1 tRNA gene and 1 other RNA gene are annotated in these 286 nt (G+C 52.8%); both read right to left on the reverse strand.

What is annotated here, in order from left to right:
• Positions 1-76: transfer RNA gene (locus RTW80_RS28830), tRNA-Val, on the reverse strand.
• A 35-nt stretch (positions 77-111) separates the two neighbouring features.
• Positions 112-280, reverse strand: a non-coding RNA gene (locus tag RTW80_RS28835) — RtT sRNA.
• Between the last annotated feature and the right edge of the window lie 6 nt (positions 281-286).

The following is a 286-nucleotide window of genomic DNA, read 5'->3' on the forward strand; positions in this document are numbered from 1 at the left end:
TGGTGGGTGATGACGGGATCGAACCGCCGACCCCCTCCTTGTAAGGGAGGTGCTCTCCCAGCTGAGCTAATCACCCAATACTACGCTGGATACTACAACTAACTATGTTAGTGGTGGGTCGTGCAGGATGACTCGACTTCGTCTCGCCCTTCGGGCCGTTGCTGATGCAACGTTATCCTTCACGTTTTACTACCGCTTCCACCTTAGCGATTGGTGGGTCGTGCAGGATTCGAACCTGCGACCAATTGATTAAAAGTCAACTGCTCTACCAACTGAGCTAACGACC

It is taken from the genome of Escherichia sp. AM3 (genome assembly GCF_032029835.1).
Lineage (GTDB): Bacteria > Pseudomonadota > Gammaproteobacteria > Enterobacterales > Enterobacteriaceae > Escherichia > Escherichia coli.